We start from the raw sequence: 22943 nt of genomic DNA, 5'->3' as shown, positions 1-22943 counted from the left end.
ATTATTTACCAATACAAAAATTCAGGTACTTGTTGGTATTTTTGTTGATTTGTTATAGAATCACATTTGATCTAATATTAGATCATGAGAACCACCTATAAAAAATCCTTTGCCCAATTTGTAAAAAAGGCCTCCAGGCCTCTGCAGTTAACAATTGAAATGAGGATCGCTGAAGTTTGCGATAACCCGAGGATAGGCCAACAAAAGCTTGGTGATCTGCAGGGGGTATTTGTTTACAAGTTTCGCTAATGCTCAGGAATATTTAATGGCTTACCAGTTTGATCATTTTGCCGATGAAATAAAAATAATCTGGATTGAGTTTTGCCAAATTGGATCTCATGAAAATTTTTATACCCAGTTAAAAAAATCTATTCGACTCAAATGACGACTTCAATCTACCTCAATAGAGAAAGTGAGTACCACATATGACTCAATCCATGACAGCAGAGGATCTATATGCTCACGTGCAAAAAATGTCCTCAAAAGAACGTATTAAATTTTTCTCATTAATTGCCGTCAATGCGTTTCAGGAGAATGACTATACGCATGAGCAAGTATTTGGACACCTCCGAAACGCGACTTTCTCAGCAGAAGAGGCAGCAGAATTTTTAGAAATCTCACTTCCCACCTTGCGAAGGTACGTTCAGGCTGGCAGATTAAAGCCTACATCATTCATTGGAAGAAGCCAGTTATTTTCTAGTGCCGATCTGAAACTACTAAAGCAGAAAATCAACAAAGAATAGTCAAAGTTCAATACCCGTCTAAAATAGCAATATGCATATTAATGAGAAGAATCGCACTCCCAAGCTAGTTGACCCTGATGATGGGCCCAGCAAGTCAGAACTAAAGCGCCAAATGACCGAACGCCAGAAGTTGGCTGAAGTTTTGGCAGCTTTGAGCAGTGATGCCTTAAAAACGATTCCCATGGATGAGGCCATTAAGGCTGCGGTTGCAGAGACCAATAAAATTAAAAGCTTTGAAGCGATTCGCCGTCATAAGCAATATCTTGGAAAACTCATGCGCTTCTTAGACGAAGAGGAATTAGACGCGATCCAGAAGCGCTTGGATGCGATTCAGGGTGTAAGTAAAGCTGAGACTGCCAAGCTACATTTTTTAGAAAGCTATCGCGATCGACTGATTGCGAATGATGAAGTCTTCACTAAGATGATTGAACAATATCCCGATATGGATATTCAGAATATGCGCACCTTAATTCGGAATGCGCGTCGCGAAAAAGAACAAAACAAACCACCTAAGGCCTACCGCGAAATTTTTCGCGTTCTTAAAGATATGGGCCTTTAAAGCTTGATCTTACGAGCTGGTACTTCTACCCAGCGATAAAGATAAGTTGCAGTCACCCAGGTAGCTACCACAGCAACCAATATCAAGGCAAGCGCCATGACGCCATCATGAAAGGCGCTCATTCCCCAAGCTATATATAGCGTATTTGCCAGCAAGACAAACGAGAAATGAATTAAGAAAGCACAGTACGATCTTCTGCTTCCCCTGAGAATGATATTGACCAGCTTGTGTTTTCTGGACTGATGTTGAGGGCGCTTCTGATCTTGTTTCTGATCTTTGTAAGCCGAGTCCCCCCAAAGGATGAGGGCAATCGCGACCATATAGGCCAATATATTTCTGAGCCAAATTTGGTGAAAGCTTGAAACAACAATGACTACACCCACCCCTACAAACATAATTCTGGCAAATCGATTTACTTTAGGGTCGGGATAGTTCTTGCAAAGTTGTGCCAGCACACCCAGTCCATAGGCTCCTATAAAGTAAATGAAGTAGTTTTCATAAGCGCCAGAGCGATTAAAAAATAGTAAGGATGCTACGCAGAGCACCAAAAGCATCCATATCAGGGAGCGTAAGCCGGGAAACATCCCCAACATGATTGCCAGAATGGCATAGAGCTGCCAATCAATCGCCACATACCAAACGCCAGCAGAAATCGAATCTAAACCTAAGATGCCTTGCAGAAAAAATAAATGGGCTAAGAATTGTCCTAGGGTTTCTGATTCGCCAACAAACTCATCTCGAACCCAGAAGCGCGCAATCCAAGCACAAACAATCGTGAGAATGAGCGCCACTACATAGGGAGCAAATAATCGCAAGTAACGATTAAAGATTACTTTCAACACATTACGAGCATTCTTCAGATCACTGGAGCGGGTCAATGATTGAGCAGCCAAATAGCCACCCATGACTAAAAAGATCTGTACTGCGTAACGACCATATTCAAACAACCAAGTCATCACTCCTGGAAGCAGCAGCCTTGCATCTTCTGCAATTTGCCCATAACTCGAGAAATGATGCAGGATGATGGTTAAGGCTGCAAAGGTCTTTAAAAAATCAACGAGAAGAAAGTGGTTTTTGGACTGCACTACTTAGATTTGGTCTTACCCATCAAAGAAGCTAGCAAGGGATTAGCGCTTGCTAGTTCTTTTTTGGATTTAGCCTTCTCAGCAACGCCGAGCTTAGGAGACTTGGCAGCGTTTTTCATTCCCTGCGCAGTTTTCAATGCCAGATTCTTATAGAGATCCGTTTTTTTCATGGTCATGATGCAGCTCTCTACACTAGTGAACGAATTTCAATTACTTAGTCAATGAACGAGCTGCTAAGCCCATGAAGAGCAATGACCAACCTTGCAGCAAAAGCTCAATAGCGATCAACATACCGGGCAGCCAAAGGCTAGACTCTGGATAACCATTCATGATCAGTACGCCCATCAAGATCGAGATTGCTGAAGATAGTACCAGCCAGAACCATTCGCGGAAGTGGCGATGCTGAAATGCCGAGATCAAACGCAATGCGCCAGTCACAAAAAAGATGGCCGCAAGCCACAATGTAATTGCCTCAAGCGCTGGAATTGGAAAAGCCCAAGTAAAGATTGCAGCCACAATGTAAAGGGTAGCTAAAACGAGCTGCACTCCAACGCTCTTCCAGCCTTGTGATTTCAAAGCATGAGCGCCTTGCAAGATGCCGCCAGCAAATAAGAAGATCCCTAAAATATTTACTGAGATAAAAGAAAACAATGTCTGACCTGCGATACCAATCATTCCGAGCACGATAAATAAAATTCCGAGTCCAATTAAGGCGCCAGGAACCTTGGCAGCTGCGCCCAATACTTTGGTACGAATTTCATTAATCTGTGCGGTGTTGAGTTCGGCCATATGAATGCTTTCTGTTGGAGTAATTACAAAAGTAGCCTCTACTGTATCAATAAACCCAGTTTGAGCTCGAATATTACTAATTTGCTCGCTAAACCTGAGTCCGGCAGGGCAAAAAATAAATAAGGGTATTCTTTATCCTTTTACACCCCCAGCAATGGGGATTGTTAGCAAAGAAAGTTATCCCTCATGAATAACACCCTTACCGTTATTTTAGGCATCGTTGCCATACTTCTGCCTCTAGTCGTAGGGCGTCTTTTCTGGAAACGCTTTGACCATTACTTTGGCCGAAACGATGAGGCCTATATGGATACCCTCGAGTACTTCCTAAAGAAAATCGGCTCCACTGTCTTGGTTGTCTTTGTCATCCTGTGGATTGGGATAAGTCTTGTATTTAACGGCAGTGCCTCATAAAAATGGGCGTCCAATTGAAAGAAGTCTTAGTTAAAGCGCAATTGAACTTTGCGATCTTGGCTTCTATTCTGATCATTGCAGTCTTGGGGAAATTTATCAACCCAGAGTTCACCAATAGTATTTTTGTAATTGCTGACCAGTTGGTATCTGAGCTCTACCTAGTGTTTGCCGCCATTACTTTGGGTGCCTTTATTCCCAATTTCAGACTTGTGGCTTTTGGATCGATTGCCGCCTTTATAGGTGCAGCGATCTTGATTCACCTGGAGATCTTTACTTATCTCACAACTGAATACTTATTTGCCGTACTGATTGTGGTGCTTGGCTTTGCATCTATCGCCAATCTTTACAGACACTATCGGGAATACGGGCTTTAATGCAAAAGCATTGAGTCGTTATATTGATTAAGCCGCCTGGCTTCTTAACCACTGCGCCAATTCAATTTCTGATTTTTTATCTGATGCAATATCAATGATCCAATCACCCAAAGCAAAGCCTGGGAAATTAATTTCAACTTTATTAGCATCGAGGATAAAAAATAAAGTCGCAGCTGCCGTTCTCTTATTGGCATCATTAAAACAATGGGCTTTAGCAAGAAATGTCGCATAGCATGCTGCCAAATCAAAAACATCCGAAATAAACCCATACTGCAAACGATTATGGATTCTCCCTATAGTCGCCTCCAAAGACTTATCTTTTGCCAAGCCTTGCAACTCTTTATCGCCGATCACTGCATCGTGGATCAATATGACATTGTCAAGATCAATTACAACAAATTGAGCCACTTATTATTTATCTTTCAGATAGTCAATAACATGATCTATCTTTGCTAGCTTAGTCTTAATGAATGCGGTCACTTGATCTTTGGAGGCAAACTCTAATTGAACATCAACAACTGCACTTTTAGGCACAAAATAACCAATAGCTTCATTCCGATTCAGAATGGCAACAGGTTGATTGCCCGCACGAGCGATCACCTTATTAGGCTCTCTTAACTCGGTAAGGGATGCGGTGAGAGATGTTAAGAGGTTTTCCATAATAACTCCATTTAATATATATTTAAATACACGTTTAATTATATGTTAATTATGGGTATATGCCAATGTATACCGGGGGGTTGGATTGCTTGTCTCCATGTGATACATTGAATACATATATTCACTTTGGAGCAATGATGGCTACCTCAATACGTTTAGATCCTGCTATTGAACAACGACTAGATCATTTAGCATCGGCCACAGGCAGAACAAAAGCCTACTATCTTCGAGAGCTGGTTATAAATGGCCTTGAGGATTTAGAAGATTTTTACCTAGCCGACGCGACCATGGAACGCATCCGTAAAGGCGAAGAAAGCACTTTTTCTTCTACAGAGGTAAGGGGCGATCTTGGTCTGGATCATTGAGTACTCCGATTCAGCTCGCAAACAGCTCAAAAAGCTGGATAAACAAAGTGCTATCCGTATCTTGGATTTTATGGACGAGAGAATTTCTGAAGGCGACAATCCGCGCTCAATTGGAAAAGTGCTCACCGGCCCTAAATTAGGTACATATTGGCGGTACCGGGTTGGCGATTACCGAATTATCTGCGATATTCAGGATGGTCAGCTTTGCGTTTTAGTGATCGAAATCGGAAATCGAAAAGAAATCTATCGGTAAATCCATAAGTCGCATCACACTTATGGAGAAAAGCTGCCGGATATCTCCGTTGAAAGCACCTTCATGAACTTGCAACTTATGCGGTAAAAACTTGCAGGTTATGCGGTAAAACTTGCAGGTTATGGGTGCCCACACACATTTATTGAAGCAGAGTTTTCACAAAATAAGTAATTTTGGAACTTTATATATGATTTTTGATATATAGAATCAATTTTTAATTATTTGTAGAAATATCTATCAAATATGACAATAGCAGTCTTATGTATAAATACGATGCCATTGACCAAACCCTGGTAGATCAACGGGTTGCCCAATTCCGCGACCAGGTTGCGAGGCGCTTAGACGGCACCCTTGCAGAAGAAGAATTCCGTCCGCTACGACTCCAAAATGGTTTGTATCACCAACGCCATGCCTATATGTTGCGCGTTGCCATTCCTTACGGTTTATTCAGTGCAAAGCAATTACGCACGCTAGCCCTCATCTCAGAAAAGTATGACCGGGGTTATGGTCATTTCACTACGCGTCAAAACATTCAATACAACTGGGTCACACTAGAAGATACTCCCGATATTTTGGCTGAGCTTGCCAAAGTAGAAATGCATGCCATCCAAACTTCGGGTAACTGTATTCGCAATATTACGAGTGATGCATTTGCTGGTGTAGCTGCCGATGAATATGTAGACACTCGTCCGATTTGCGAACTCTTGCGTCAGTGGTCAACCCTGCATCCAGAATTTGCACACTTGCCACGTAAGTTTAAGTTTGCAGTGAACGGTGCCAAAGAAGATCGCACTGTATTACTTTGCCATGATGTTGGCATCGAGCTTAAGAAAAGCCCTAATATTAATAATGGTGAATTGACTGCTGATATTTATGCCGGCGGCGGCATGGGTCGTACGCCAATATTAGGCTCACTCATTAAGCAAGGACTGCCTTGGAATGTACTGCCTAGCTACCTCACAGCCTTACTCCGTGTCTACAACCGCTTTGGCAGAAGAGATAACCTCTATAAGGCTCGCATTAAGATCTTAGTAAAAGCCTTAGGCCCAGAAGAATTTGCCCGTCAAGTTGAAGGCGAATGGGCTCACATTAAAAATAGTGACGACAACTTTACGCAAGCAGAGTGGGACCGCGTTGCCCAGCATTTCACAAAGCCGGCGTACAAAACATTGCCTGCATTAAGCAATGAAGAAATTATTCATACTGCCGCCCAAACCGAGCAAGCAGCATTTGCTCGTTGGTTAGAGCGCAATGTTAAACCGCACCAAGTGCCTGGTTATGCGAGCGTGATTCTGTCGCTCAAGCCACACGGTACAGTTGCGCCCGGTGATGCCACCACTGCGCAAATGATTGCCATTGCCGATCTTTCTGATCAATATAGTTTTGGTGAATTGCGCGTTACCCATGAGCAAAACTTGGTACTTGCTGATGTTGAGCAAGCTAAGTTATATGAGCTCTGGCAAGAGGCTAAGAAGCAGAAGGTTGCTTTACCCAACGTTGGTTTACTGACTGACATCATTGCCTGTCCTGGCGGTGATTTCTGCTCATTGGCAAATGCCAAATCCCTCCCGATTGCCAAAGCGATACAAGAGCGTTTTGATGATTTGGATTACTTATTTGACCTAGGTGACATTAGCCTGAACATCTCTGGCTGCATTAACTCTTGTGGCCATCACCACGTTGGCAATATCGGCGTACTTGGTGTCGATAAAGACGGTGAAGAGTGGTATCAAATCACTTTAGGGGGCGAGCAAGGTAATAACGCTTCTATTGGCAAGGTAATTGGCCCCTCCTTCTATGCCGATGAAATCCCAGATGTCATCACCAATGTGATCAATACCTATGTAGGTGAGCGCAATGGCGATGAGCCATTTATTGAAACCTATCGTCGCATTGGAGTAGCCCCATTTAAAGAAGCAGCTTACAAAGATAAAAACGAAAACGCCAAGAAAAAAGAGAAGGCAATTGAAGGGGGTGTTGCATGAGTCAACTCAATATCACCTCTCATCAAGAGATTTTGCATTTCCCTAAAGGCGGCAAACCTACCCTAGCTCCAAATGAATGGCAAGTATGGGGCGGCAGCCAGGATGAGGGTGGTCTGCCCGATCTGGACCATGGTGCCCACAAAGTATTAGTACCGTTTACTTGGTGGCGCAGTCAGATAAATTCGCATCATCATGATGCAGATATGATTAGTAAAACCCAGAATGGTCAGATTGGCGTGTGGTTTGCTACTGATGATGACATTCTGAAACATGCCGATGTGATTGAAGCAGGCAAACAAGTCTGGCCTTTAGTGGCTGCGCACTTCCCCATCTTTAGAGATGGTCGTAGCTTTAGTACCGCAGCCCTATTGCGCAACCGTTTTGCTTGGCAAGGTGAGATTCGCGCCATTGGTGATGTGTTGATCGACCAACTCCTACAGGGCGCTCGTGTTGGCTTTGATAGCTTTGCTTTGCGCCCTGATCAAAACTTAGATGTAGCTTTAAAACAGTTCGATTTGTATACAGTCGCTACCCAAAATAGCTGGCGGGATAAACGCGCCACCTTAAGCGCGTAGGCAACAGAGAACATGAATAAACCTTCTACCAATAACAACAATACACTTGGCAAAGTGTATTTAGTGGGCGCAGGTCCTGGTGCTGTAGATCTCATTACAGTTCGTGGCGCCAAACTATTGGAGCAAGCGGATATTGTTTTCTACGACGCTTTGGTGGATCCAGAGATGCTGACACTATGCCCGCAGGCTGAGAAGATCGAAGTCGGTAAACGTTGCGGCAAGCTGTCTTCAGCACAACAGTTTATTAATAAGCGCTTAGTAGATGCTGCACAGAAACATCAAGTGATTGTGCGTCTCAAAGGTGGCGACCCGATGCTCTTTGGTCGCGCTGATGAAGAAATCCAGACTCTTAAAGCTGCTGGGATTGAAGTTCAGGTTGTGCCTGGGATCACTGCCGCACTGGCTGGTGCAGCCAGTATTCAACAGTCGCTGACATTACGTGGAGTATCCCGTAGCGTGGCATTTATCACCTTAGCTCAGGGCGCCGAGAATGTCGCCTCAGGACAGCCCATTTCAAATCCTACTGCTGACACTCTGGTGTATTACATGGGTCGCAAAGATGCGGCGCGTATTGCGCAGCAATTGATTGAACAAAGCCCCAATCAGAAGGCCAGTACACCTGTACAAATATTGGAGGCCGTGAGCACTCCACGTGAGCGCCTATGGATAAGCACTTTGGAAGAGTTGGCTGCAGGTAAAGCAGATCAATGGTTTGATAGCAGCTCGCCTGCCCTGATCATGATTGGTGAGGCACTTGCAGCGCGCAAGATGAGTAATAAACAGGTGCCAAACGATTCAACCTTAACTGTTGTGGCCCCAACTATTCCAAAGAGCAAAGCAGCTTAATACAAGCTCTTTACGCCGCGAGTGCCAATAAGGTAATGGCAGTAGGTGCCGATTCTGGATGCTGCTGGAATTTTTGCTCCACCTCCCAAATATCAACTGCCTCTTGCATGTGCAGCCAACTCTGAGGTGTTCCGCCAATCACTCGCGCGATACGCACGGCCATTTCTGCGCTAATACCTCTTTTCTCATGCAGGATCTCTGAAACAGTAAGGCGACTCACCCCTAGGTGACTTGCAAGAACCGCTTGGGTAACGCCAAGAGCCGGCAATACATCTTCACGGAGAATTTCTCCGGGATGCGTAGGCCTACGATTTGTATTTCTTAAACTCTTCATTAATTTCTTCATTAGTGATAATCCTCCAAATCTACATATACTGCATTTTCACCATCAAATTTAAATGTCAGCCGCCAGTTACCAGAAACAAGTACAGCAAAAGTCTTTTTTCTTTTACCCTGCAGCTGATGAAAGCGATAACCCGGCAAATCCATATCCTCAGGAATAATTGCTGCATCCAGTCTATCCAGTATGCGAATGAGGCGAGCGGCATGCTGCGCTGGGATTGCCTTGTAACTTCCTTTTGAAAAAAAGAGTTCTAAACCTCGATGACTAAAAGATTGGATCATTAACACCTCTAACACTCAATCTCTTATTGTAATGTATTTAATTACACTGTAATGTATATCATTACATTTAGCAAGGTTTTAATTAAGGCCTAATGGCCTCAAACAAACTAAATGCTTCTTGCGCCAAATTCAATAATCGCTTGCAAGACAGCCAAATCCTCACCAACAGCAGGCGTCGCGCTTAATTGAACGTTGGGGAATTTACCCCGACACTCTTCCAGCAACACTGGGAAGTCATTTCGTAGGTGGCCGCCCTGCCCAAAGAAAACCGGCACTACGGTAATTTGGGTTGCGCCACCGCCAGCTAAAGAAGCTACCGTCTCCTCCAATGATGGCTGCATCATTTCCAAGAAAGCCAACTCTACAGGTGTGCTGGGATGCTGCTCTTGCCATAAAGCAGCCAGACGATCAAAAGGCTCGCGCCAGCGGCTATCACGGGCACCGTGCCCAAATAAGATCATGGCTTTCATGGATGGCTATACACTCTCATTAATATGCTTTAACCGATAGCTTAACCTTATTTTGAAGATCAGAACAGACGGCCTATGACTAACTTACTCAGCCAAACTTGGTTCATCGCGCTCATGAGCGTCACACTGATTGGAGCAGTTCTCTCAGCCGTTCACCATGCTGAAGTGATTGCACATAAAACTGGTGAGCCATTTGGCACCTTGATACTGTCTATTAGCGTCACCATTATTGAAGTGTCACTCATCATTTCGATGATGCTCACTGGTCATGAAGGATCTGAGTTCATTGCCAGGGATGCAGTGTTTGCGACGGTCATGATTGTGATCAACGGCGTGATTGGCCTCTGTATTTTTATGGGTGGCTTAACGCATCACGAGATGACTTTCCGCAATGAAGGCACGAATTCAGCATTAGCAGTACTAACTGCTCTTGCAACCTTTATCTTGGTCATGCCAATTGTTACTGTGAGTACGCCTGGGCCAGATTTCACCAAGAGCCAATTAGCATTTGCAGGCATCGCTTCATTTGCTCTTTATATTGCATTTCTCTTCTTCCAGACTGTCAGTCATCGTGACTACTACCTTCCTAAAACAGAAGATAAAAAAAAGGATAGTAATTTTCACGCTCTCAAACCTAGCAATATGAAGACTGCGGTTAGTGGAGCGCTACTAATACTCTCTCTGATTACCGTAGTAGGCCTTGCGGAGCTACTTAGTCCAGCCATTGAGCGCGGTGTTGCTGCTGCTGGTGCGCCCAAAACGATTGTGGGCATTGCCATTGCACTACTGGTATTAATGCCAGAAGGCTTTGCGGCTGTCAGAGCAGCCAAGGCCAATCGATTGCAAAGTAGTTTGAACTTGGCTCTGGGTTCTGCATTGGCCAGTATTGGTTTAACCATCCCCACTGTTGCCGCCATTGCGATCTTCTTTAATCTTCCGTTAAGCCTGGGAATTAGCGATCTCAATATGACGCTGATGTATTTGTCATTCTTTATTGGGGCACTAACACTAGCGATTGGTAGAACTACCCTCTTACAAGGTGTAGTTCACATCATCATCTTCTTGGAATATTTGTTCTTAAGCTTAGTACCGTAATTGGAAAGCAGCTATAGCAAAGGTAGCAATTTGCCACAAAACTTGTTTGGTCATCCACTCATCAGAATCGTTTATCTATTCTTAATGAGATACGCCTGGCAAAGATCATTTAATCATTCTCAAGAAACTGAGGAGTTGCCACAAGAGCATTACAAGTGCAAGAATAGCTAAAACCAAGGGGCTTAACTCTATTCGGAATAGGCGCACTCTTTTATTAACGTACTCAATTGATAGCATTGATGTTTTCCTTGGAATTTGCTCAGGTAATAAGCGTAAACCAAACTCAATGTCTCATTACCAGCCAATTACGTATTGTTTTGAAAGAAATAGATGATTCGCTAGTGACCAATATAAAAAATCAATGATCACAAAGCGCAATCTAAAGGCCACCTGTATTGCCAGTACCCTGTTTTTAATATTAATTGGCAATATTGCAAGATTACAGCAGCCGTATTAACGTCAATTATCTAAAAAAATTGATTTTAGAACTTATAATTAGCCCATGATCAGTTTACTGTCCGCCTTCTTTTCTTCCTTTATTGCGACCTTGCTCATTATTCGCTTTGAGCACCTTCATAGCCATCTTTCTGCAGACTCTGATTTATCAGGACCCCAAAAATTTCATAAGAATGCCGTTCCCAGAATTGGCGGAGTAAGCATAGCCCTAGGTGTGTTGATTGCCATACTTCTAAAACTGCAAGTACAGGCTAATTCCACTATTGAAATCACCCTACTTGTTTGTGCTATCCCAGTATTCGCCATTGGGCTAACGGAAGACCTCACTAAAAAGATTAGCGTGCGTATGAGGCTATTTTTTACAGCAATAGGCGCGCTCATGGCGATCAATCTTTTAGGCATTCAAATTACGAAGCTGGATATACCTGGAATAGATTACCTCTTGGGCTTTTCGCCAATCGCAACTGTATTTACTGTTTTTGCAGTCACTGGTCTATCGAATGCTTACAACATCATTGATGGCTTCAATGGCCTTTCTAGCATGGTGGGAATGATTACCCTGATGGCACTTGGATATATGAGCTATGTACTTGTAGATCCGCTCATGATTGCTTTAAGCTTCATGATGGCCGCTGCAATACTGGGCTTCTTTGTTTGGAACTACCCTAGAGGGCTTATCTTCTTGGGAGATGGCGGCGCTTATTTAATTGGTTTTTGGATTGCCATCATCAGCATCATGCTGGTATCAAGACATGACAACGTATCCCCATGGTTTGCATTGCTTGTCAATGGCTACCCTATTCTAGAAACTCTCTTTACGATCTATAGAAGAAAAGTTCACCAAGGCAAAAGTCCTGGGCAGCCTGATGGCATTCACTTTCATTCGTTGATTTTTAGACGCGTTCTGAACTCAAATCATAGCGGCACAAAAAAGGCAGACTGGTTTACTGATAACGCCAAAACATCCCCTTACCTTTGGGTCCTCACCAGCTTCGCTATTGTTCCAGCAATTCTTTGGTGGCAATCAACCCCTATTTTAATTGGATTCTTTGCTCTCTACATCTTGAGTTATGTATGGCTCTATAAGAGAATAGTGAGTTTTAGAACACCAAATTGGATGCATCCAATAAAGTAGCGCTAGTTTTCAATTTTGATTTCAGAAAAAATAGAACTCGATAAACTAGGACTCAAGACCAATATGCCAACAGGAAATTGAATGCTACCTAGTGACCACCCCCCTTAATAATCACATGAATCCCTTTCCAAATTACCCATAAATCCAAACAAAGTAGGCCAAAAGAAGATCGTTTGATGTACTGATCTACATATTCATATTCATATATGGGATTACCCATTTCAGACGTTCCTTTATTGATATGACCTAAACCCAATAAGCCACCACGCAATAAAAATCTAGTTACGTTACCTTGAGCGAGATCTCTCTCATAATGCAATACTGACAAGGGACGTGGCCCCACAATACTCATATCACCCTTAAGCACACTCCAGAACTGAGGCAATTCATCTAAATAAAACTTTTTCACAAATCGCCCCGCATAAGTTCGACTTTCAGGCGTCCATTCTGCAGAATAGGCAATCCAATCATGTCGCTTTGCACCTTCGGGATCTATATATTTTTCTTTGATTAATCGGATCTTGTATTTTCTAATAACCCTACCAGCACTAATTCCGTTGTAGTAAAAAAAAAGAGGGCCCTTATTTTCCGGAATAAGCCAGCCCTCGATCAGAAATACAAGCTTTAGAATCATAAAAATAGGGAGAGATAATGTTAACAGTGCAATGGAGACCAGCTTATCGAATGCAATTTTGAAAAACCGAGGTGGTAGCGTGCTTTTGATATGAAAAATATGCGCATATTTTTCAAGAATTTCGCTCGATGGAGGAGCGTATGGGAATGCCTCCTTAGGCTCGATATTTATAGCATTGCTCACTTATCAAAATCTTCCATAAATTAATTTATACATACTAATATTTTTTAAGCCCATATCTTCATTGCAAATTTCACTTCCTAAAAATTAATTCTTTAGGATAAATATAGCATCGCAATCAACTCCAACATATAACTACTGTAACTTTATCGACTAAGGAAGTTATCTTAAAAATGAACGTTACTTTTGGGCTTAATTAGTTAAAGCATATCTCCAAATATAATTTCTTGGTTTCCCTAACCATTCTACTAATTGAGTAGTCTATGACAAGATTTCTTGACGCTAAGCCCATTTGTCCGATTTTAGATTTACTGACAATCAAATCAGTCATTTTATTAACAAGAGCACTTAGATCGCCCTGCTCCACAATATATCCATTTTCCCCATCCCGAACCAAAATGTCAGCCCCACCAACGGGGGTGCTGACAATGGGAAGCCCGGCCAGTGCTGCATCGTACAAAACGTATGGCGACCCCTCATAACGACTCGGCAGGACAAAGACGTCAAAGGTTTTCATGGCAATACAAGAAGGAAAAACACCCGGAAATAAAATTCTTTCAGACAGTCCCATGCTATGGACTAAGTCTATAAGTTGAGAACGCAACACTCCATCTCCAACCATGATTAATTTTGAGTCAGGATAAGTCTTGATTAAATGAAAAAATGCATTGATGAGCAAATCCGGCGCTTTTTGATATTCGAGCCTCCCAACAAAACCAAAAATAAAATCAGGGTTTTCAATTTTACAGATTGATCGAAAATTCTCAATTTTATTTTCCTCGATCTCTTGAGGGTCTGAGCCGTTATAAATCAAGCTAGTAATGGACTTCGATATTCCCAACTCCAATGCGTGTAAATGCTCCTGCTTAGACGTAACAATAATCGCATCACTAATAAATCCAAATAAATATTCTATTTTTCTAAACAACCATAGCTTTAATGCACTCAAACCAGGGTTCATACTAAAAAAAGCATGCGGGGTATAGACAGATTTAGACCCGGTAAGAAAAGCGATAATTCTCGCCAAAGCGCCACCTTTCGAGCTATGGCCATGAATTATATCGAAAGGGCCACGGCTTACTGCAATTATTAATAAGCGTATCGCCACATAAAAATCGCATAAAGAAGGGCTTCTTTTCATCCTAATTTCTACTATAGATAACCCCAATGCTTCTAATTTTTTGATTGCAATTAGAAACTCTTTGTCCACTCTAGTTGGCGAAAAGATTAAAGTTACTTCATCACCCTCTTTTAATAAACCAGATATTAGATCAGCAAGATGCCTGCCGACCCCACCACCTGCCTCCACAAGAAAAAGTATTTTCATATACTCAACATTCTACGTGCTATATAAAACATAAAAAATTATCCACTTTTTTCGGCATGGCTAGCAGCAGAGGGGCTATCCTAAAATGTGAATAAAAATATAATGCATGAAGTGCTAATTTTAAAGAGTCGAGCTAAGGATTTTTTTGTAACACTTTATTAGATCTTTTACATGATTTTCTTGGGTTCTTGGAGAGGACCAATAGGCTTCGTAGGCAGCTTTACCAAGATTGGAAACTAACTCGGAGTTCCGCAATTGATCCAATTTGGCAATCAAATCAGATTCATCCCCGCCCCGAAACAATAGGCCCGTTTCACCATCGACCACCATATCCCTGGCAGCGCAATTATCAGCAACAATAGCAGGTATACCCAATGATGCAGCCTCCAAAATTGTAAGTGGGGAGCCCTCATAGAGCAATGATGGAAAAACTAATACCCTTGCACTATTCAAATGCTCAATGACCTGTTCACCAGAAATCCAGCCAGTAATTTGGGCTGCAGGAAGAATTTCTTGAATTTTGATCTTTGAATCACCATCTCCAATAAATTTGGTCTTCAAATTCAAAAATTTACTCGCATGCGCAAATAATTCAACGCCCTTTTCAGGAGACAATCTACCGACAAAAGTAAAATCGGCATTCAAACCAGCATTAATACATTCCGCGCGTTCAACAATAATTGGATTATTTATACGATGAACATGGGAGTCCACAGGTAAGAAATACTTTATAACCCCCATACTAAAATCAGAAATTGCAATAAAGTTTTTAATTCCATTAGGAATTAGGCCAATTTCTTTTTGAACAATTTGACGCATAACGCGCCATACTTTTTGTGGATAACTTCTAACATCGCAGTTCCGCACAACACATCCAAAGGAAAGCGGTTTTTCAGTACAAATCTCCTGGCGTTTATAGTCAAAAAAACCGCCATTGGGGCATGCTAAAAAATAATCATGAAGGGTACAAACTACTTTAAAATCCTTGCCAATTGCAGCTCGCACTACACTTGATGAAAGGGCTTTTGTCCAAGAGTGGACATGGATAATGGTATCTTTTGGATCTAAGGTTGCCAATAAATCATCCATGGCCTTCTGAGCTTTAATATTCCAGACCCCTTGAACAACGGCACGAATACGATTTTTATCTTTTGCTATTTCATGCTGTCCAGTGCAAATCAACTGTAAGCCTGAATTATTTATTTGTTTTGATGTTGGATGATCAACTGCAGAAAATATAATGACTTTTTCACCCGCCGCCTCTAAAGCTGCTGCACTAGATAGAGCAACTTGAGCAGCTCCACCATTGACGTATGAGAAATCATTAACAATAACTATATGCATAATTCTTGGAATACAACCAATTTTTCAGCGGAACAAATATAGACCTCAAACAGCATTAATTTCATTTACTGTTTCTTGAAGTCCTACCTGAATTGGGGTGAAAGAATAGTCTCCCGCAACCTCTTTCAACAAATCAATATTTGCAGATGAATTTCTAATGTCGCCAATGCGATTATGTTTATATTCAAAATTTACACTCTTTTTAAAAATATCACTTAAATAAGAGGCAATATCAATAAGGGAAACACTTTTTCCAGACCCAATATTAATAATCCTTCCAAACGTATTCCTATTACCTATGGAGTCAACCAGTATTCTTGCCAAATCTTTAACAAATATAAAATCCCTTGTTTGCTTTCCGTCCCCAAAAAAGGTTATCGAATTTCCATTTATGAAGTTTGATAAGAAAATACTTATAACCCCGGAATAGTGGGAAAGGGGATTTTGTCTTGGTCCATAGACATTAAAAAATCTATAGGATGTGGTCTTTAACTGATAAGTCGCACGATAGTAATCGAGATAATATTCACCAGATAGTTTATCGATCGCATATGGCGTCATTGGCGATAAAGTTTGTCCTTCAATTGCGGGCTCATCCAGCTTATCGCCATAAACTGCGGCTGATGATGCAAATATAAATCTTTCAACACTATTTTTTTTCACCATATTCAATAACATCAATAGTCCATCGAAGTTTATTTTGTGGGCTTCAACTGGGTTATCTATAGAAGCCTGTACTGAAGCAATGGCAGCAAGATGAATTACCCCACAACATCCAGATAAGGCCTCAGAAAGTTTTTGCTCATCCAGAATAGATCCGATAATGACCTTAAGACGCCTGGATGAGCTCGGTAAATTAAGCAGACTACCAGTGGATAGATCATCTAAAACAACAACCTCATAGCCCTGCTTATGAAGTTGTTCAACGATATGAGATCCAATAAAACCAGCCCCGCCAGTAACTAAAATTTTAGACATTTGAATTTAATTAACATTTATTTGGAGCCTTTAGCAAGCATTTAGAATTTGAGATCGAGGCAATTAGTAATACTAACCCAATCATAGGAAACAAATAGCGATGATGCACAAAGCTATTGAAAATAGGCATCATTAAAAATGAGAAGCTCATGCAAACAACAGTAAGAATATTTTGACTGACTTTTTTATAGTTTTTGAATGAGTAAAAAAAGACATGAAAATACTTGTACCAAATTACCAACATAATAATTGCTGTTATGGAATATGCCGATGAAATGATGTTTATATTTTGTTCATTTACAAAATCTATATTCGGCCATGGCTCTACTATCATTTGGAAAAATTTCACAACTGTAGCAAACATTGAAATACCATAGTAGTTAAACTGTAAGTAATCATTAATTTCACCAAGCCCGAAACCATTCTGCATCTGCCTATATAAGACAGCATTATCGAGCCCTAATGATGGGATATTATTCACCCAGAAGGGATAAGATGCAGCCAATGCCACCGAAAGATATATTAAAAATCTTAAAGCGCCTCCTTTAAATATAAAATGACTAAATAGAAATAGCCCAATTCCAGCAAGAAATTGATAGCGGAATAAAATTAGAAATATGCAACTGACAGAATACAGAATCCATCTTCTTTTTATAAAATAGTAAGTTGAAGCTGTTACTAAAAAAAGACTAGGGATTTCTTTTAATACCCCCGTCAGATATATAAAAGTTTCTGGCAAAAAAAATAGTATTAATATGTATATAATTTTTATTTCTATACTCAAATTATCTGCAATCTTTTTGATATATACGCCTGTTAAAAAGAGTAAAAAGACATTCAAGACTGTAGAAAAATACCAGTTCCCATTTAAAAACTTCCAAATAATAGTTGGCATAAAAGTATTGGCAACACCTGCGTCAAGGTATACAAAGATATTATCTTGACGATATATATTTAAATAGTTAATAGCGTCCGACTGAATAATTCCAACATAGCCAAATCCCTCCGTTTCACCAATATCTAGTATTTCGTGAAATTGAAATAAATAAAGCAAAGCTGCACATCCGACGATTAATATAGCGAATAATAAAAAACTTGAATTTTTTGACATTAAGATTTTATTCAAATTTTCACCAATAGATCTGTAGCTTATTTGTAAAATCTATTATAAAATTTTTTTATGCATTGGTGCCATTTTCCGCCTTGCTTCAATTGCATTAAGCCCACTATCCACAATTTCAGACGCATTGAATAATCATGCTTGATTTCAAATTTTGAGCTCAATTCACTCCAATACTTACCCACATTACGATACTCACCTGCATTTTTTAAATAAAGTCTTGCGAGGTTATTAATTAATGCGTGACAAGCCAACCCACAAGACTGCTCAAAAAGACTTATAAATGCGAGGTTTGCCGCTTCTAAATCTACATTTGGGCTTGATTTAATAAAATCTAGAGCCTGACCAACAGATATCTCATCTAATTGCTTAACTTTTGAGATATATGCCCAGTATTTTTCTTTAATCTTCCAATCTATTGCTAACTGGGCAAATGAGGATTTTGAAGTTATCTGAGCCTCATGCCTTCGGTACTTTAGCAATACCTTCGGTACATTTGTTAATTTATATCCAGCTTGTGTTGCCCGAACCCATAAATCGTAATCCTCCGCTTTTTCGCAATTTGAATCGTAACCTAACTTTTTAAGTGTGTTCGATCGCATCATCACGGATGGATGAACAAGCGGGGATCTAAAAAGCATATCCATTTTAATGGCCTCATCAGACTCATAAGTCTGCCATACATATCCACTCCCAATTGCAACCCCAAAAAATTTAACCCAACTGCCGCATATATCTGACTTTGTATTTTCGAGCCATTTAACCTGTTCTTCAAATCGATTGGGCATAGCAATATCATCCTGGTCCATTCTAGCAATCCACTTTCCTCGTGCAATTTCTATAGACTCGTTTAATGTTGCAACTAGATTTTTATTGGGGCGCGAAATTAAAACAATTCTTGGATCGATAGCCTTATATTGGTTTAATAATTCTAAAGACTGATCAGTAGATCCATCATCGATTATTATTAGCTCGAAGTTAGCTAAGGTTTGGTTTAGGATAGAATCAACTGCAGCAGTTAAATATTGTTCCCCGTTATAGACGGGTAGAATAACTGAGATTAGTGGAAATATTTCACAATCAGAAGGTATTGATTTCATCTAACTATACCAACATAGAATCAATGGTCCTCTTCAAACCAACCTCGAAACCTATTGAAGATTTCCAACCAGTGTCCATCATAATTTTGGATGAGTCCAGGCAATTTGCCCGTACATCAAATGGCCTTTCTGGTTGATAATTTACAAATAATTCAAAACCCAGAGGATGTATTAAGGACTGGAGAATCTCAATAATTTCCATGTTACTCAGCCCTTTACCCGACCCAATATTATAAGTTTCACCATCACCACCATCAAGTAAAGCTCTAACAATACCCTCAGCTAAGTCATCTATGTAAATATAATCACGAACTGCACCTTGCGTCCCAAAAATTGTTATTGGGGACCCACTAATCGCCGAGCCAATGGCAGTTGCAATAAACCCCTGGCCAGAAAAAGGGCGCTGACCTGGACCATAAGCATTAGACGGGCGAACGCAAACATACCTTAGGCCATGAATTTTGCCAAAGAGATACGCATAATTCTCAAGAGTGAGCTTTGTAACCCCATAAGGAGAAATTGGCATAGTGGGATGCATTTCATTAATGGGAATTGAGGTAGCTTCACCATAAACAGTACCTCCCGATGAGACTAGAAGCAACTTAACGCCCAAGCGCGCAGCCTCAGAAAATAAATACACAGCTGGCGGCAAGTTATCCAGTAGATCTGCAAGAGGATTATTGAATGAAGTGTTCGGAATCGAAGCGTAAGCTAAATGAATTACTTCCTGATTTTCTTCAAGAAGATTAGATATCAGATTTTTTTGAGAAAAATCACCCTGAATATATGTAACCCCTTCAGGCAAAGCATATTTGGGGTGAACATCCCGCCCTAACACAGTAACTTCACGTCCATTTTTCAGGAGAATTGGAACTACATTCGAACCAATATAGCCGCCTCCACCAATCACAAGCGTTCTAATTAGTTTTAGGCTCATAACCTTATCCAGCTATTAGGCAACAAATCGCGGGTATCGAAGTTATTTGAAAACCAATTTTGAGGTGCAATCACAATTTTATTCATATGTGAGTTAAGCCAGCCGCCCCACCAACTAAAAGAACTGTTAGCGATAATATTGTGCTTGCACATACTCATTAACCTCATGTCATTGTAACTATTCGAGCCCTGATTATGTTCAACATATTGATGTGGGAAGTCAATATTAAGGTTAGATTTAGCCCAATCAATATCATCAGAAAAAATATAAAAATAAGGGTTCGAAACTCTTTCAGATATATACCCAATTGCACTTTTATAATAATCTAGACTACAAAGAGTATGCGTTTCAGAGGCCTTAGAATTTGATAAATAATCGCCGCGCCTAATATGAATGCTGACTGATATAGTTTTATTCATTGCTTCCACTAGTTTATAATTAGGCCCATCTAGACTTCCCCTAAATTCAAAGTCCTTGCGAATTTGCTCCGAAACCTCTGAAAAATAATTTTCACTTTGCCAGTACCCTTTGAGGTAACAGGAGCTTGGCACATCCAAAATTTTAGAAGAATAGTGGAAATGGGGCTCAACAATTAACCCAGGAGGTCTAAAATTAACCATTACCTTTTTTGATAATATATTTCGTAGGTATTGAGGGTGTCTCCAACCTAATACATTGGATATATCAGACTTATTCGCTTCCGCTACATTAACTAAAAATATTTTTCCTAGCTCATATCCTTGATGAATTTTATATTTATTGAAAGCCATAATATCAACTTTAAATGGCTCACCCAGTCCAATAGATATAGCGCGACCTGCCGCGTATTGAAACATTTGATTACCGAGACCTCCGATAATTTTAGATATGACCATATTAGTTATTAGTAAATAATCCCACAAAAAAGTTCCCAGAATAAAGTGGATAGAAAAATTCTTAAGCGCATAAAGATCGATGGCTTAATATTACCCACGTATAGTATTGATGATTGAAATAGATCTGGATCTCAATTTCATAAAAAGTGAATGATAGAACCATTGAAAAATATTTTCTTTTAATATTGGTCCACCAATTAAATTTTGATAATTAGCGGCATGCTCAGTCAAATACTGCGGGAAAAATCTATCTGAGATTGATAGGCAGGTTAATCTGCCAAAATCAGGGCGGCGGAAAATATCATATCCATGCTTGACATTGTATTCAACCTCATTGAGCACAAGTGGAACATTTAACTCCTTGTGACCCCAGCTCTTAATTTTCTTCTTTATCGCCTCAAAACTTCCTAAGCTGGTGAAGTGCCAACCGCCATTTTCAATTATTTCAGGATTTAGCCCACTCTCATCCCTCTTTGTGGCAAAGCGAATGGAATTTAATGAAGTATTCTTATAGGGGCCATATAAAAAAGCACAGGGTCCAATCCATTCTGAATTATGGAAGTAGTTTAGGAAGTAACAAAATTCATGCTGCTTAAATGCAAAAATTGATCGATCTTTTATCGCATTCCTAGTTATTTCAATCGCCTTAGGATCGGGAATTTCATCTATATCCGATATTAATATTAAATCATTATCTTGAGGTTTTTCCATTGCTAACGCTCTTAATATGCATTCTCTCTGAAAAAAATCATTTCCCCACCAAAATTGAATTTTTTTATCAAAATGAGGACACTCATCTAAGAATCCATAGATCATATTCAAGATAGATTCATCCATGTTTTGTGGATTCTGGGTGTAGGGTAGACAAGAAAAATTAAGATCGTATTTCAAGACTTTTAGATGAATAATCTTATGGGCGAATTTTTTGAATCTAGCCTTGTTTAATTCAAAATATAATTCTTTAATATCACCCTGAAATGTTATTTCTGATTCAACAATTACAAAATAGTCTACATAATCATTAAGAATGTTAAAACGTAACTCTAGCAAGTCAAGTTCATTGAAGAATAAAAAACTATCGTAAACTTTCATTTATATTAAAACCTAGCTTTCTAGTTATTATTTTTTAAAATTAATTTATATAAAAATAAATTATATTTATACTTTAATGATGCCTTGAGTCGCCTCCAAAGAACGAAAATTGAATATTTCTCTGCACATGACCTCATTTGAAAAGCCTCGATTTTCTTCATCTCTATTTCAAAATCTGCTCGATTTAACATATACGGCTGTAATTTATAATATCCATTAAAGATTACCCCTAACATTCTCTCAATATGGTAAGCTTCAGCCGGGAAGAATTGGTAGCTAACTATGTATTTAAGATTTTCATAAAACTCTTTGGGATAATTTAATATCTGCTCTCTTGTAACAATATAACAAGCACCCGGGCTAAATAAAAGCCAATTGGGTATTATTGGATTAACAAAGATAAAGGATAATAGTTGGTTATAGGTTCTAAAATATTTATAAGATTTACTTCCAGCATACCAATTATTGTTTATTTCTAAAAATGCCCCATCATGAAGTTGGTAAGCAATGCCAGGCCTATCAACCCAATTTCTATCGCTATAAAGTGCTGTATAAAACTGATTATTAATTACATGATCAAAGCACTCTTCAGAGATATGCCTACCTATCATATTTGCCTTTAAAAGGGCAATGCAATCCGGTAAATTTGTATAATTTTCAATGAAATAACGGAAGTAATTTGTTATGCTATGTCCCGAATTTTCTACAAATGTAATTTTTGAGTATTTACTATTTAAATTAGATTTTATTTTTAAATCATCTGACTGGTCGTATATATGATAGTCCTTACAGTATTCTAGAAATTTTTCTGGGTCGGTATTGTAATTAGATATTACAAAAAAAATTTTTGATTTATTATTATATTTTTCTATTTTATTAATCATAATATTTTACTTACTGAATAACTTTATAATACCCATTATATTTAAAT

General features: G+C 39.8%; 30 protein-coding genes. 12 read left to right on the top strand and 18 right to left on the bottom strand.

The window, feature by feature from the left end; all coding sequences use genetic code 11:
* Window positions 1-84: 84 nt before the first annotated feature.
* From ICE90_RS10875 to yjgA, 3 genes are all read left to right on the top strand, one after another.
* On the top strand, window positions 85-249 hold the full coding sequence (locus ICE90_RS10875) for a type II toxin-antitoxin system RelE/ParE family toxin (RefSeq protein WP_216190887.1): 165 nt from the start codon (window positions 85-87) through the stop codon (window positions 247-249).
* A gap of 176 nt (window positions 250-425) precedes the next feature.
* Window positions 426-743, top strand: a complete 318-nt coding sequence (locus tag ICE90_RS03200; RefSeq protein ID WP_216157632.1) for a helix-turn-helix domain-containing protein — start codon at window positions 426-428, stop codon at window positions 741-743.
* A gap of 31 nt (window positions 744-774) precedes the next feature.
* Window positions 775-1302 carry a ribosome biogenesis factor YjgA gene (gene yjgA, locus ICE90_RS03195; RefSeq protein ID WP_215321539.1) on the top strand — a complete coding sequence of 176 codons (528 nt, stop codon included), beginning with the start codon at window positions 775-777 and terminating at the stop codon, window positions 1300-1302.
* Here the strand turns inward: yjgA and ICE90_RS03190 are convergent.
* Genes ICE90_RS03190 through ICE90_RS03180 form a run of 3 tightly spaced genes read right to left on the bottom strand, consistent with a single transcriptional unit; the run spans window position 1299 to window position 3176 of the window.
* Window positions 1299-2387, bottom strand: coding sequence for an acyltransferase family protein (locus tag ICE90_RS03190; RefSeq protein ID WP_216190885.1), 1089 nt, complete (start codon window positions 2385-2387; stop codon window positions 1299-1301). The genes yjgA and ICE90_RS03190 overlap by 4 nt on opposite strands.
* Window positions 2387-2563 (bottom strand): hypothetical protein, encoded by a 177-nt coding sequence (locus ICE90_RS03185; RefSeq protein ID WP_215321537.1) that lies wholly within the window; start codon window positions 2561-2563, stop codon window positions 2387-2389. The genes ICE90_RS03190 and ICE90_RS03185 overlap by 1 nt, the downstream gene beginning before the upstream one ends.
* Window positions 2564-2597: 34 nt before the next feature.
* Window positions 2598-3176, bottom strand: a complete 579-nt coding sequence (locus tag ICE90_RS03180) for an HdeD family acid-resistance protein (RefSeq protein WP_215321536.1) — start codon at window positions 3174-3176, stop codon at window positions 2598-2600.
* A 186-nt stretch (window positions 3177-3362) separates the two neighbouring features.
* On the opposite strand from ICE90_RS03180, the gene ICE90_RS03175 reads away from it, so the two are divergent.
* Window positions 3363-3587, top strand: a complete 225-nt coding sequence (locus tag ICE90_RS03175; RefSeq protein ID WP_216190883.1) for a hypothetical protein — start codon at window positions 3363-3365, stop codon at window positions 3585-3587.
* 14 nt (window positions 3588-3601) lie between these two features.
* Window positions 3602-3961, top strand: a complete 360-nt coding sequence (locus ICE90_RS03170) for a hypothetical protein (RefSeq protein ID WP_255533278.1) — start codon at window positions 3602-3604, stop codon at window positions 3959-3961.
* Window positions 3962-3988: 27 nt separating this feature from the next.
* On the opposite strand, the gene ICE90_RS03165 is transcribed toward ICE90_RS03170, so the two are convergent.
* The gene (locus tag ICE90_RS03165) at window positions 3989-4369 is read right to left on the bottom strand and encodes a type II toxin-antitoxin system death-on-curing family toxin (RefSeq protein WP_216190879.1); all 381 of its coding nucleotides are present in this window, start codon (window positions 4367-4369) and stop codon (window positions 3989-3991) included.
* Between the two features lie 3 nt (window positions 4370-4372).
* A complete protein-coding gene (locus ICE90_RS03160) occupies window positions 4373-4621 on the bottom strand; it encodes a hypothetical protein (protein ID WP_216190877.1) in 249 nt (82 codons plus the stop codon).
* 134 nt (window positions 4622-4755) lie between these two features.
* On the opposite strand from ICE90_RS03160, the gene ICE90_RS03155 reads away from it, so the two are divergent.
* The 5 genes from ICE90_RS03155 (at window position 4756) to cobA (ending at window position 8645) form a co-directional block, all read left to right on the top strand.
* Window positions 4756-4986 (top strand): ribbon-helix-helix protein, CopG family, encoded by a 231-nt coding sequence (locus tag ICE90_RS03155; protein WP_370624634.1) that lies wholly within the window; start codon window positions 4756-4758, stop codon window positions 4984-4986.
* Window positions 4970-5239 (top strand): type II toxin-antitoxin system RelE/ParE family toxin, encoded by a 270-nt coding sequence (locus ICE90_RS03150; RefSeq protein ID WP_215278261.1) that lies wholly within the window; start codon window positions 4970-4972, stop codon window positions 5237-5239. Before ICE90_RS03155 ends, ICE90_RS03150 begins: the two co-directional genes overlap by 17 nt.
* Window positions 5240-5499: 260 nt before the next feature.
* A complete protein-coding gene (locus ICE90_RS03145; RefSeq protein WP_216190869.1) occupies window positions 5500-7224 on the top strand; it encodes a nitrite/sulfite reductase in 1725 nt (574 codons plus the stop codon).
* Window positions 7221-7799, top strand: coding sequence for a DUF934 domain-containing protein (locus ICE90_RS03140; protein WP_216190867.1), 579 nt, complete (start codon window positions 7221-7223; stop codon window positions 7797-7799). Before ICE90_RS03145 ends, ICE90_RS03140 begins: the two co-directional genes overlap by 4 nt.
* Before the next feature lie 12 nt (window positions 7800-7811).
* On the top strand, window positions 7812-8645 hold the full coding sequence (gene cobA, locus ICE90_RS03135; RefSeq protein WP_216190864.1) for a uroporphyrinogen-III C-methyltransferase: 834 nt from the start codon (window positions 7812-7814) through the stop codon (window positions 8643-8645).
* Between the two features lie 10 nt (window positions 8646-8655).
* Here cobA and ICE90_RS03130 read toward each other — a convergent pair whose 3' ends face one another.
* The 3 genes from ICE90_RS03130 to ICE90_RS03120 form a co-directional block, all read right to left on the bottom strand.
* Entirely contained in the window at window positions 8656-8979 is a 324-nt protein-coding gene (locus ICE90_RS03130) for a HigA family addiction module antitoxin (protein WP_215322255.1), read from the bottom strand.
* Window positions 8980-8990: 11 nt separating this feature from the next.
* Window positions 8991-9269, bottom strand: coding sequence for a type II toxin-antitoxin system RelE/ParE family toxin (locus tag ICE90_RS03125; RefSeq protein WP_216190862.1), 279 nt, complete (start codon window positions 9267-9269; stop codon window positions 8991-8993).
* Between the two features lie 107 nt (window positions 9270-9376).
* A complete protein-coding gene (locus ICE90_RS03120; RefSeq protein WP_216190860.1) occupies window positions 9377-9739 on the bottom strand; it encodes a sirohydrochlorin chelatase in 363 nt (120 codons plus the stop codon).
* Window positions 9740-9814: 75 nt separating this feature from the next.
* On the opposite strand from ICE90_RS03120, the gene ICE90_RS03115 reads away from it, so the two are divergent.
* Both ICE90_RS03115 and ICE90_RS03110 read left to right on the top strand, forming a co-directional pair.
* Window positions 9815-10834, top strand: coding sequence for a calcium:proton antiporter (locus ICE90_RS03115; RefSeq protein ID WP_216190858.1), 1020 nt, complete (start codon window positions 9815-9817; stop codon window positions 10832-10834).
* A 502-nt stretch (window positions 10835-11336) separates the two neighbouring features.
* Window positions 11337-12425 (top strand): glycosyltransferase family 4 protein, encoded by a 1089-nt coding sequence (locus ICE90_RS03110; RefSeq protein ID WP_216190856.1) that lies wholly within the window; start codon window positions 11337-11339, stop codon window positions 12423-12425.
* Window positions 12426-12513: 88 nt separating this feature from the next.
* On the opposite strand, the gene ICE90_RS03105 is transcribed toward ICE90_RS03110, so the two are convergent.
* The 10 genes from ICE90_RS03105 to ICE90_RS03060 form a co-directional block, all read right to left on the bottom strand.
* Window positions 12514-13242 (bottom strand): sugar transferase, encoded by a 729-nt coding sequence (locus ICE90_RS03105; RefSeq protein WP_216190854.1) that lies wholly within the window; start codon window positions 13240-13242, stop codon window positions 12514-12516.
* A gap of 193 nt (window positions 13243-13435) precedes the next feature.
* Window positions 13436-14566: a glycosyltransferase gene (locus tag ICE90_RS03100; RefSeq protein WP_216190852.1), complete on the bottom strand. Its 1131-nt coding sequence runs from the start codon at window positions 14564-14566 to the stop codon at window positions 13436-13438.
* Between the two features lie 120 nt (window positions 14567-14686).
* Complete coding sequence (locus tag ICE90_RS03095) at window positions 14687-15910, bottom strand: glycosyltransferase family 4 protein (protein WP_216190850.1); 1224 nt, start codon at window positions 15908-15910, stop codon at window positions 14687-14689.
* A gap of 45 nt (window positions 15911-15955) precedes the next feature.
* Window positions 15956-16888, bottom strand: a complete 933-nt coding sequence (locus ICE90_RS03090) for an NAD-dependent epimerase/dehydratase family protein (RefSeq protein WP_216190848.1) — start codon at window positions 16886-16888, stop codon at window positions 15956-15958.
* 10 nt (window positions 16889-16898) lie between these two features.
* Window positions 16899-17999 carry a hypothetical protein gene (locus ICE90_RS03085; protein ID WP_216190846.1) on the bottom strand — a complete coding sequence of 367 codons (1101 nt, stop codon included), beginning with the start codon at window positions 17997-17999 and terminating at the stop codon, window positions 16899-16901.
* Window positions 18000-18037: 38 nt separating this feature from the next.
* The gene (locus ICE90_RS03080; RefSeq protein WP_216190844.1) at window positions 18038-19108 is read right to left on the bottom strand and encodes a glycosyltransferase; all 1071 of its coding nucleotides are present in this window, start codon (window positions 19106-19108) and stop codon (window positions 18038-18040) included.
* Window positions 19109-19112: 4 nt separating this feature from the next.
* Window positions 19113-20018, bottom strand: coding sequence for an NAD-dependent epimerase/dehydratase family protein (locus ICE90_RS03075; RefSeq protein WP_216190842.1), 906 nt, complete (start codon window positions 20016-20018; stop codon window positions 19113-19115).
* 23 nt (window positions 20019-20041) lie between these two features.
* A complete protein-coding gene (locus ICE90_RS03070; RefSeq protein WP_216190840.1) occupies window positions 20042-20881 on the bottom strand; it encodes an alpha-1,2-fucosyltransferase in 840 nt (279 codons plus the stop codon).
* A 129-nt stretch (window positions 20882-21010) separates the two neighbouring features.
* Entirely contained in the window at window positions 21011-22012 is a 1002-nt protein-coding gene (locus tag ICE90_RS03065; protein WP_216190839.1) for a hypothetical protein, read from the bottom strand.
* A gap of 20 nt (window positions 22013-22032) precedes the next feature.
* Window positions 22033-22896 carry a DUF3431 domain-containing protein gene (locus ICE90_RS03060; RefSeq protein WP_216190837.1) on the bottom strand — a complete coding sequence of 288 codons (864 nt, stop codon included), beginning with the start codon at window positions 22894-22896 and terminating at the stop codon, window positions 22033-22035.
* Window positions 22897-22943: the final 47 nt, after the last annotated feature.

Source organism: Polynucleobacter sp. AP-RePozz3-80-G7, assembly GCF_018882145.1.
GTDB lineage: Bacteria > Pseudomonadota > Gammaproteobacteria > Burkholderiales > Burkholderiaceae > Polynucleobacter.
The sequence above is the reverse complement of the archived record's forward strand: the minus strand, read 5'-3'. Positions and strand labels throughout refer to the sequence as shown.

Bases quoted from the DNA above. Each gene is read 5' to 3' on its own strand.
- ICE90_RS10875 (WP_216190887.1), top strand. From the start codon at position 85: ATGAGAACCACCTATAAAAAATCCTTTGCCCAATTTGTAAAAAAGGCC.
- ICE90_RS03200 (WP_216157632.1), top strand. From the start codon at position 426: ATGACTCAATCCATGACAGCAGAGGATCTATATGCTCACGTGCAAAAA.
- yjgA (WP_215321539.1), top strand. From the start codon at position 775: ATGCATATTAATGAGAAGAATCGCACTCCCAAGCTAGTTGACCCTGAT.
- ICE90_RS03185 (WP_215321537.1), bottom strand. From the start codon at position 2,563: ATGACCATGAAAAAAACGGATCTCTATAAGAATCTGGCATTGAAAACT.
- ICE90_RS03180 (WP_215321536.1), bottom strand. From the start codon at position 3,176: ATGGCCGAACTCAACACCGCACAGATTAATGAAATTCGTACCAAAGTA.
- ICE90_RS03175 (WP_216190883.1), top strand. From the start codon at position 3,363: ATGAATAACACCCTTACCGTTATTTTAGGCATCGTTGCCATACTTCTG.
- ICE90_RS03160 (WP_216190877.1), bottom strand. From the start codon at position 4,621: ATGGAAAACCTCTTAACATCTCTCACCGCATCCCTTACCGAGTTAAGA.
- ICE90_RS03155 (WP_370624634.1), top strand. From the start codon at position 4,756: ATGATGGCTACCTCAATACGTTTAGATCCTGCTATTGAACAACGACTA.
- ICE90_RS03145 (WP_216190869.1), top strand. From the start codon at position 5,500: ATGTATAAATACGATGCCATTGACCAAACCCTGGTAGATCAACGGGTT.
- ICE90_RS03140 (WP_216190867.1), top strand. From the start codon at position 7,221: ATGAGTCAACTCAATATCACCTCTCATCAAGAGATTTTGCATTTCCCT.
- cobA (WP_216190864.1), top strand. From the start codon at position 7,812: ATGAATAAACCTTCTACCAATAACAACAATACACTTGGCAAAGTGTAT.
- ICE90_RS03130 (WP_215322255.1), bottom strand. From the start codon at position 8,979: ATGAAGAGTTTAAGAAATACAAATCGTAGGCCTACGCATCCCGGAGAA.
- ICE90_RS03125 (WP_216190862.1), bottom strand. From the start codon at position 9,269: ATGATCCAATCTTTTAGTCATCGAGGTTTAGAACTCTTTTTTTCAAAA.
- ICE90_RS03120 (WP_216190860.1), bottom strand. From the start codon at position 9,739: ATGAAAGCCATGATCTTATTTGGGCACGGTGCCCGTGATAGCCGCTGG.
- ICE90_RS03115 (WP_216190858.1), top strand. From the start codon at position 9,815: ATGACTAACTTACTCAGCCAAACTTGGTTCATCGCGCTCATGAGCGTC.
- ICE90_RS03110 (WP_216190856.1), top strand. From the start codon at position 11,337: ATGATCAGTTTACTGTCCGCCTTCTTTTCTTCCTTTATTGCGACCTTG.
- ICE90_RS03100 (WP_216190852.1), bottom strand. From the start codon at position 14,566: ATGAAAATACTTTTTCTTGTGGAGGCAGGTGGTGGGGTCGGCAGGCAT.
- ICE90_RS03095 (WP_216190850.1), bottom strand. From the start codon at position 15,910: ATGCATATAGTTATTGTTAATGATTTCTCATACGTCAATGGTGGAGCT.
- ICE90_RS03090 (WP_216190848.1), bottom strand. From the start codon at position 16,888: ATGTCTAAAATTTTAGTTACTGGCGGGGCTGGTTTTATTGGATCTCAT.
- ICE90_RS03085 (WP_216190846.1), bottom strand. From the start codon at position 17,999: ATGTCAAAAAATTCAAGTTTTTTATTATTCGCTATATTAATCGTCGGA.
- ICE90_RS03080 (WP_216190844.1), bottom strand. From the start codon at position 19,108: ATGAAATCAATACCTTCTGATTGTGAAATATTTCCACTAATCTCAGTT.
- ICE90_RS03070 (WP_216190840.1), bottom strand. From the start codon at position 20,881: ATGTTTCAATACGCGGCAGGTCGCGCTATATCTATTGGACTGGGTGAG.
- ICE90_RS03065 (WP_216190839.1), bottom strand. From the start codon at position 22,012: ATGAAAGTTTACGATAGTTTTTTATTCTTCAATGAACTTGACTTGCTA.
- ICE90_RS03060 (WP_216190837.1), bottom strand. From the start codon at position 22,896: ATGATTAATAAAATAGAAAAATATAATAATAAATCAAAAATTTTTTTT.